Raw genomic sequence first — 8,202 nt, 5'->3', positions numbered from 1 at the left:
CGCATGCTGGACATGGGCTTCATCGACGACATCGAAAAGATCGTCGCTGCAACCCCGGCCACCCGCCAGACCATGCTGTTCTCGGCCACGCTGGACGGCGTCGTCGGCAACATGGCCAAGCGCATCACCAACAATCCGGCCACCATCCAGATCGCCAGCTCGTCGACCCGTCATGAAAACATCATGCAGCGCGTGCACTTCGTGGATGACCTGTCGCACAAGAACCGCCTGCTGGACCACCTGCTGCGCGACACCAGCATCGACCAGGCCGTGATCTTCACCGCCACCAAGCGTGACGCCGACACCATCGCCGATCGCCTGAACATCGCCGGTTTCGCGGCCGCCGCCCTGCATGGCGACATGCACCAGGGTGCCCGCAACCGTACCCTGAACAGCCTGCGTCGCGGCCAGGTGCGCATGCTGGTGGCCACCGACGTGGCAGCGCGCGGCATCGACGTGCCGGGCATCACCCACGTGTTCAACTACGACCTGCCCAAGTTCGCTGAAGACTACGTGCACCGTATCGGCCGTACCGGCCGTGCCGGCCGCAATGGCGTGGCGATCTCGCTGGTCAATCATGCCGAAGGCATGCAGGTCAAGCGCATCGAGCGCTTCACCAAGCAGACCATTCCGGTGGATGTGGTCGAAGGTTTCGAGCCGAAGAAGTCGGCTGCACCGCGCAGCCCGCGCAAGCCGGGCGGCTGGCGTCCGGGTGATGGCCGCAGCAACAGCGGTCCGCGCTTCGGTGCTGGCAACCGCGAAGGCGGCGGTCATCGCGAAGGCGGTTTCGGTGGCAATCGTGAAGGTGGCTTCGGTGGCAACCGTGAAGGCGGCCATCGCGAAGGCGGCTTCGGCGGCAATCGTGAAGGTGGTTTCGGTGGCAACCGCGAAGGCCGCAGCTTCGGCGGCGCCAAGCCGGCCGGCAACGGCCCGCGTCGCGAAGGCGGCGGCGGTGGTGGCTACAAGGGCAATGGCGGCGGCTTCCGCGCCGACGGCCCGCGTCGCTCCTACGGCGATCGCTGATCGCTGCAAGCTGTCCTGATGTTGAAAAGCCGCTTCCAAGGAAGCGGCTTTTTCTTTGGTGCGCTCATCGCGGTTTGATCATGCAAGCAGCCATTGGCCATTGCGCTTGATCTCATCATGCATGGCGTCTGGTGCCAGATCCAGCTCACCAGGCCAGGTCACCACACCATCGACCAAGCGCACCCGGCTGAATTGCGCGGGGTCCTGCAGCTCAGCAAACACACCGCGAAAGAAACTCGGCAGGAATCTGACCGACCCTTCCATGCCATCCCTGAAGCGAACCTGCAATGCATATTTGCCGCACTGTTTTAGCTCCACTACCTCCCATCGCATCGCACTGCTCCTTGGCGAGAAAGGTGTGGAGCATAACGCGTGCTAGCTCAGCCTGAGCACTGCCCACCCAGTCCTGCCTGCAAAGCTCGAACATTATCGGCAATCGCCTGCACCGCCTGCCCCACCGCCTTCTGCGTGGCCGCGACAACGTCGGCATTGGCACCGCCATCCACCCGTTCTACCACGGTCAGGCGGCAGGCCGTCCCGCGGCGGTCATCCGAGCGCGTGATGGTCCAGCCGAAACTGGCCTGGACCTGGCCGTTGCGGGCTGCGTCGAAATCACGCAGTTCCACGTTGATGCGATAGCTGGCCTGGTCCGCCGGTCGCCCCCCACGCGAGACGTCAATGGCCCCCAGCTTTGCCGCCACGCCCGCAGACAGCGCATCGCGCAATTCATTGTTGAAGGGCGAAGACCAGCGGTCCTGCTCCAGCACCTCCACCCGCGTGGCATCGCTGCGCACCACCAGTTGCGGCCGCGCCAGGCGCTCCGGCACCGACACCGGCATCACTTCGATGAAGGTCTGCGGTCCCTGGCTGGTCGTGCGCGCGACGGCACCGTCGGCCGGTACAGCCAGCGTGTAGAACTGCGTCGGCGGCGAGCTGCCGCAGGCAGCCAGCAGTGCTGCGGCCAGTGTGGCAGCCGCCAGGGTCTTGAGGGAGAACGAAGTCTTGTCTTGCATCATGGCTCCTGTTTGCCCCGGATCAGCGATTCCGGATGCTGTTGCAGGTAATCGGTGAGGATACGGATCGAGGCCGCAGCCTTGCTCAGTTCCTGCATGGTCTGGCGAATATCCGACTGCAGCGGTGCGTCATCCGACAGCGTACGCTCGGCCGCATTCAAGGTCTTGCGCGCATCCTTCATCGCGGCCTGCATCTCCGGTGCGATGTCGTTGTTGATGCGCGCCGCCGTCTGCTCGGCCGTGGTCAAGGTTTTGTTCAAGGTCTTGAGCGTGGTCTGCAGATCGCGGCCGATCTCGTCGAACGGGACCTTGGAGAGCTTGCCGGCAATGTCGGAGAGCTGCTGCTGCAACTCATCCAGGCTGCCCGGGATGGTCGGCAGTTCCAGCGGAACCTTGTCCGGATCGATCTGCGCCGGCTTGGCCTTGGGGAAGAAATCGATCGCTACGTACAGCTGGCCCGTGAGCAGGTTGCCGTTGCGCAGCTGGGCACGCATGCCGCGCTTGACCAGCATGCGCAATACCTGCGCGTTGGAACGGCGCTGCTCGCCGGTCTCTTCGTGGAAGCGACGGCCCAAACGATCCGGATAGATCTGCACCAGCACCGGCATGCGGAATTCACCACGCGTCTTGTCGTATTCCACCCCGATGCTCTTGACCTCACCCAATACCACGCCACGGAAGTCCACGGTGGCACCCGGTTGCAGGCCGCGCAGCGACTGGTCGAAATACAGCAGTGCGGTCTGTGGTACGCCGTCCGGTTCCTTCATGGCGGTGCTTTCGTCTTCCACCAGCGGATACTCGCTGCCCTCCTTGGCCGGGGGGCTCACGCGCTCTTCATCGCGGTCGCGGAAGGCAATGCCGCCCAGCACCACCGTCGACAGCGCCTGCGTATGCAGCTTGAAGCCGCTGGCATTGAGCTCCATGTCGAAGCCGCTGGCATGCCAGAAGCGCGAAGCCTGGGTGACGAACTTGTCGTAGGGCGCGTTGACGAAGATGCGCAGCGTCACGCCACGGCCATCACTGTCGAGGTCATACGCCACCACCTGCCCGACCTTGATGCGGCGATAGAAGATGGGAGAACCGATATCGAGCGAACCGAGGTCATCGGTATGCAGCACGAACTGGCGGCCCGAGGCATCGCGCGTGACGATGGGGGGCTGTTCCAGTCCCACGAAATTCTTCTTGGTTTCTTCCGAAGCACCGGCATCCGCGCCGATGTAGGCCCCGGAGAGCAAGGTGCCCAACCCCGAAATACCGGAGGCGGCGATGCGCGGACGGACCACCCAGAAACGCGTGTCCTCGGCATTGAAACCGGAAGCATCCTGATTCAGCTGAATACCGACCAGCACGTGCGAACGATCGGCAGCCAGCTTCAGGCTCTGCACCTGGCCGATTTCGACATCCTTGTATTTCACCTTGGTCTTGCCGGCTTCCAGTCCTTCTGCAGAACGGAAACTGACGGTCACCATCGGGCCGCGTTCGACCAGGATCTTGGCGACCAGGGTCAGGCCGACGATGGCGGCGACAATGGGAATGAGCCACACCAGCGAGGGCAGCCAGTTGCGCTGGCGTGCGCGGCGCGGTTGCAGCAGCGCCGGTTTGTCATCGGAATGGTCGGGTGGAGTCATGCGGTTTCCTGTGGCTTGTTGGCGTTGTCATGGGGAGAAGCAGGTTCGGGGAGAGGCTCACTTGAGACGTCCGCAGCCGGATCAGTCGCGCGCTCATCCCAGATCAGGCGCGGATCGAAGGCCAGCGAGGCCAGCATGGTCAGCACCACCACCGCGCCGAAGGCAGCGATGCCAATGCCGGCGTGGATGTTGGCGAAGCCGTGGATCTTGACCAGTCCGGTCAGCACCGAGACGACGAAGACGTCCAGCATGGACCAGCGTCCGATGGCCTCGACCACGCGATACAGTTTGGCGCGCTGGAGACGGCGCCAGCGGCTGCGGCGGCGCGCCGAGAAGACCAGGATGCCCAGCGCCACCAGCTTGAACAGCGGGACCAGGAAGCTGGCCACGAACACCACCAGCGCCAGGCCCCATTCGCCGGAAGTCCAGAAATAGATGACGCCGGAAAGGATGGTGTCGCGCTGCTCATCGAAGAGGGTACTGGTGACCATCACCGGCATCATGTTGGCCGGGATGTACATGATGCAGGCGGCAATCAGGAGCGCCCAGGTGCGGGTGAGGCTGTCGATCTTGCGTACGTGCAGCGGGGCATGGCACACGCCGCAGGCCTGGTGCGGCTGCGCGCCTTCCCATACTGTGCCGCAGTGATGGCAGCCGATCACGCCGAGGGACGCGGCATCCTGCACGGGCAGGTCTTCGTCCGGCTCCTGGGTGAGGTCGGGCACGTGCGGTGCAGCCTGGCGGGTGAAGACACTCATGCGCCGGCCTCCTTGTCGCCATATTGCTCGGCTTGCTGCTGTTCCCATACGTGCCACAGATAGCGGGGATTGAAGGACACCACCACCGTCAGCAGCACCGTCAATCCACCGAAGGACCACAGCGCCGGACCGGGAATCACCTCGGCCATGTTGGAGAGTTTGATCAGCGCCACCAGCACGCCCAGCATGAAGACTTCAATCATGCCCCAGGGCCGGGCTGCCTGCATCAGGCGCAGCAGCAGCACGAAGCCCGGCGGACGCGTATCACGCGCTCCCGGCAGCAACAGGTAGAGCAGCACACCGAGCTGAATCAGCGGGAACAGCAAGGTCGTCGCCAGCACCAGCAACGCCACTTCCGACATGCCATCGCGGGTCAGTGCCACTACCGCACCGATCAGCGTGGTCTGGCTGGACAAGCCCTGCAGTTCGATGGTGACGATGGGAAAGGTATTGGCGATCACGAACAGGATCAGCGCACCGATGGTCAGCGGCAGCAGATGCTGCAGGCGGCGGCCGGTATCGCGCTCCAGCTCGGCACCGCAGCGCAGGCAGCGGGCGATTTCGCGCTCACCCAGCGCCATGCGCTGGTAGACGGCGTCGCATTCTTCGCAAACGATGAGGTCGGTGCGTTTTTGCATGGATGATGACGGTTCCTGGCGATGCGCTCCCGGGGTGGCGGAGGCGTCGCCCTACTGTTGTTCGTTGTTCGTGGCAGACACGGGCGCTGGCGCCAGCGCGACATGCGTCGTGCCTTATATGGAAAAAGGACTACTGCAGTGCTTGTTTTTGAGCATTTTCACCCGGCGGCGTTCCATCCTCACAAGGAATTGATGCAGCAGCAATAAAAATAAATGACCCACTGGTTATTAAGAAGACGATTCTAGCAACGAAATTATTGGAGCGCGCTCTTCTTTTACGCTTGTAAAAAAGATAGCCCTTGACAGACGCCGGCCCGATCTTCTACATTGCACGGATGACTTCCGCAGCAATCACCTCTATCCGCCACAACAGCGCCAGCGCCCTGCTAGCGTTGCTATCGGTGTCGCTACTACTAGCCTCGCGCTAAAATCCGTAGCTCGTGCCGTTTCCGCTGACTCCACGCGATCCGGCCACCCCAAAAAATCCAGCAGTACTCGCAGTACAACCAGGCAGTGACGCGCCATCCATGATGAAGCCGACGTCACCGCCCACCAGGCGAAGCATATGCATTCGATGATCCGCACAATCCGCAACCAGCGCACGCAGCCCTTGCAGGCCGGCCGTGCGCTGCGGGAGATGCCGCCTCTGGCTCTATGAAGGGTTGCCTGGCCACGCGCTCGTGGCAGCCAGGCAACCCGATCCGCCACATCTGACGCACTGAAGCATTCCAGTACTTGAACTGAAGCATTCCACGCCATCCGGAAACCAAGAGGTCCATCATGATGTTAAGCAACCCCGCCGCCAAATACCGTCCCTTCCCTGCCATCGACCTGCCCGATCGCACCTGGCCCAGCAAGGTCATCGACACGCCGCCGATCTGGATGAGCACCGACCTGCGCGATGGCAACCAGGCCCTGATCGAACCGATGAACGCCGAGCGCAAGCTGCGCTTCTTCGAACTGCTGTTGAAGACCGGCCTGAAGGAAATCGAAGTCGGCTTCCCCTCTGCCTCGCAAACCGATTTCGATTTCGTGCGCAAGCTCATCGTCGAGAACCGCATTCCGGATGACGTCACCATCATCGTGCTGACCCAGTCGCGCGAAGAACTGATCCGCCGCACCGTCGAATCGCTGGAAGGTGCCAAGAAGGCCATCGTCCACCTGTACAACTCGGTGGCCCCGGCCTTCCGCAAGATCGTCTTCAACATGTCGCGCGAGGAGATCAAGAACATCGCCGTCACCGGCACCCGCCTGGTCAAGGAACTGACCGATGCGCGTCCGGGTACCGAATGGCGTTTCGAATACTCGCCGGAATCCTTCAGCACCACCGAACTGGATTTCTCCAAGGACATCTGCGATGCCGTCTGCGAAACCTGGGGTGCCACTCCGCAGCGCAAGATCATCCTGAACCTGCCCTCCACCGTGGAGTGCGCAACCCCCAACGTCTACGCCGACCAGATCGAATGGATGTGCCGCAACCTGAAGGATCGCGCCAGCACCATCATCTCGGTGCACCCGCACAATGACCGCGGCACCGCCGTGGCCTCGGCCGAGCTGGCCGTGATGGCCGGCGCTGACCGTGTCGAAGGCTGCCTGTTCGGCAACGGCGAACGCACCGGCAACGTCGACCTGGTCACGCTGGCACTGAACCTGTACACCCAGGGCGTGAACCCGGGTCTGGACTTCTCCGACATCGACGTGGTGCGTCAGGTGGTGGAAGAGTGCAACCAGATCCCGGTGCATCCGCGCCATCCGTATGTCGGCGACCTGGTCTTCACGGCCTTCTCCGGCTCGCACCAGGATGCGATCAAGAAGGGCTTCGCCAAGCAGCAGCCGGACGCCATCTGGGAAGTGCCCTACCTGCCGATCGATCCGGCCGACCTGGGCCGCAGCTACGATGCCGTCATCCGCGTCAACAGCCAGTCCGGCAAGGGCGGCATGGCCTACCTGCTGGAACAGGAATATGGCCTGGCCCTGCCACGCCGCCTGCAGATCGAGTTCTCGCGCGCCATCCAGCGCGAAGCCGATGCCACCGGCAAGGAAATCGCCGCCTCCGACATCCACGCCATCTTCCAGCGTGAATACCTGGAGCGCGTCGAGCCCTACGTCTATCGTGCGCACCGCATGTCGGAAGACACCGCCAAGGCCGAGTCCATCAACATCGAAGTCGACATCGTGCGCAATGGCCAGCCGGTCACCGTGCGCGGCAGCGGCAACGGTCCCATCGATGCCTTCGTGCATGCGCTGGGCCTGGACATCAAGCTGATGGACTTCCATGAACACGCCATCGGTGCCGGTGCCGACGCCAAGGCCGCCAGCTACATCGAGCTGCGCCTGAACGAAGCGCCAACCGGTTTCGGTGTCGGCATCGATGCCAACATCGTGACCGCCTCCTTCAAGGCCGTGCTGTCTGCCGTGAACCGTCAGATCGCCATCAGCGAGAGCGCCAACCAAGGTGGCTCCGCACAGGCCAAGGCTGCCTGAAACGGAATCCGGCCGGCGATCCCGGCCATTTCCTGAACGCAACGCCGCCCTACCGGGCGGCGTTGTTGCGTTATCGGCGTGTAACTTTGCGTCAAGCTCTGCCGTTGATCTTGTCCTTCTGCCACTGTGGTCCGGCTGCCACGTTGACGCCCGGAAACCCGCACCGGCAGTGGGTTTCCTTGACGCCGGACAACTCTGCAGAATTTACTTGAGTCAAACGTTCTCAATGCACGTAACTAGCTTATTATAGATTTTCTGGTCGTCACGCCAGTTCAAGGCCACACACCACAGTGACATCATCCGCAAGCAAGTCGCATCTACATTTTTCGGGGGGAAAATCATGCGCTTCAACAATCTCAACATTTCCACACGTCTTGCCATTGGATTCTCGGCCCTGATTGTCGTCATTGCCGCCATCGTCACGCTTTCCCTGGCCCGGCTGGGCGACATCAACGAGTCGCTGGAACTGGTAGTCAATGACCGCTACAAGAAGATCAATATCATCAACACCATTTCCGGCAAGGTGGATGATGTCGCCATCTCGCTGCGCAACCAGTTGTTCATGACCGATCCGGCGCAGATTGAGAATGAGCGGAAGACCATCGAAACGCTCTCTGCAGAGAACACCAAGCTCTACGATGAACTGGGTCGTCTGATC

8 protein-coding genes are annotated in these 8,202 nt (G+C 62.3%); 3 read left to right on the top strand and 5 right to left on the bottom strand.

Annotation, left to right across the window (positions count from 1 at the left end):
• The coding region (locus tag B3873_RS11500; protein ID WP_286866140.1) for a DEAD/DEAH box helicase at positions 1–1,023 on the top strand (1,023 nt) is incomplete at its 5' end.
• 78 nt (positions 1,024–1,101) lie between these two features.
• Here the strand turns inward: B3873_RS11500 and B3873_RS11495 are convergent.
• Genes B3873_RS11495 through B3873_RS11475 form a run of 5 tightly spaced genes read right to left on the bottom strand, consistent with a single transcriptional unit; the run spans position 1,102 to position 5,060 of the window.
• A complete protein-coding gene (locus tag B3873_RS11495; protein ID WP_286866139.1) occupies positions 1,102–1,356 on the bottom strand; it encodes a DUF2442 domain-containing protein in 255 nt (84 codons plus the stop codon).
• 47 nt (positions 1,357–1,403) lie between these two features.
• Complete coding sequence (locus B3873_RS11490) at positions 1,404–2,039, bottom strand: PqiC family protein (RefSeq protein WP_286866137.1); 636 nt, start codon at positions 2,037–2,039, stop codon at positions 1,404–1,406.
• Complete coding sequence (locus B3873_RS11485) at positions 2,036–3,664, bottom strand: intermembrane transport protein PqiB (RefSeq protein ID WP_209534545.1); 1,629 nt, start codon at positions 3,662–3,664, stop codon at positions 2,036–2,038. Before B3873_RS11485 ends, B3873_RS11490 begins: the two co-directional genes overlap by 4 nt.
• Positions 3,661–4,422 (bottom strand): paraquat-inducible protein A, encoded by a 762-nt coding sequence (locus B3873_RS11480; RefSeq protein WP_286866135.1) that lies wholly within the window; start codon positions 4,420–4,422, stop codon positions 3,661–3,663. Before B3873_RS11480 ends, B3873_RS11485 begins: the two co-directional genes overlap by 4 nt.
• Positions 4,419–5,060 carry a paraquat-inducible protein A gene (locus B3873_RS11475; RefSeq protein WP_039784491.1) on the bottom strand — a complete coding sequence of 214 codons (642 nt, stop codon included), beginning with the start codon at positions 5,058–5,060 and terminating at the stop codon, positions 4,419–4,421. The genes B3873_RS11480 and B3873_RS11475 overlap by 4 nt, the downstream gene beginning before the upstream one ends.
• Positions 5,061–5,840: 780 nt before the next feature.
• Between B3873_RS11475 and leuA the strand changes: the two genes are divergently transcribed.
• Together leuA and B3873_RS11465 are read left to right on the top strand one after the other, a co-directional pair.
• Positions 5,841–7,544, top strand: a complete 1,704-nt coding sequence (gene leuA, locus B3873_RS11470; RefSeq protein ID WP_286866133.1) for a 2-isopropylmalate synthase — start codon at positions 5,841–5,843, stop codon at positions 7,542–7,544.
• A gap of 340 nt (positions 7,545–7,884) precedes the next feature.
• Positions 7,885–8,202: MCP four helix bundle domain-containing protein (locus tag B3873_RS11465; RefSeq protein ID WP_286866132.1), on the top strand; the 318-nt coding region annotated here is incomplete at its 3' end.

This window comes from Herbaspirillum sp. UBA812, assembly GCF_002296545.1.
GTDB classification, from domain to species: Bacteria; Pseudomonadota; Gammaproteobacteria; order Burkholderiales; family Burkholderiaceae_D; genus Herbaspirillum; species Herbaspirillum huttiense.
The sequence above is the reverse complement of the archived record's forward strand: the minus strand, read 5'-3'. Positions and strand labels throughout refer to the sequence as shown.

Excerpts from the sequence above, each read along its gene's own strand:
- B3873_RS11480 (WP_286866135.1), bottom strand. The coding sequence starts at position 4,422 with ATGAGTGTCTTCACCCGCCAGGCTGCACCGCACGTGCCCGACCTCACC.
- leuA (WP_286866133.1), top strand. The coding sequence starts at position 5,841 with ATGATGTTAAGCAACCCCGCCGCCAAATACCGTCCCTTCCCTGCCATC.
- B3873_RS11475 (WP_039784491.1), bottom strand. The coding sequence starts at position 5,060 with ATGCAAAAACGCACCGACCTCATCGTTTGCGAAGAATGCGACGCCGTC.
- B3873_RS11490 (WP_286866137.1), bottom strand. The coding sequence starts at position 2,039 with ATGATGCAAGACAAGACTTCGTTCTCCCTCAAGACCCTGGCGGCTGCC.
- B3873_RS11485 (WP_209534545.1), bottom strand. The coding sequence starts at position 3,664 with ATGACTCCACCCGACCATTCCGATGACAAACCGGCGCTGCTGCAACCG.
- B3873_RS11495 (WP_286866139.1), bottom strand. The coding sequence starts at position 1,356 with ATGCGATGGGAGGTAGTGGAGCTAAAACAGTGCGGCAAATATGCATTG.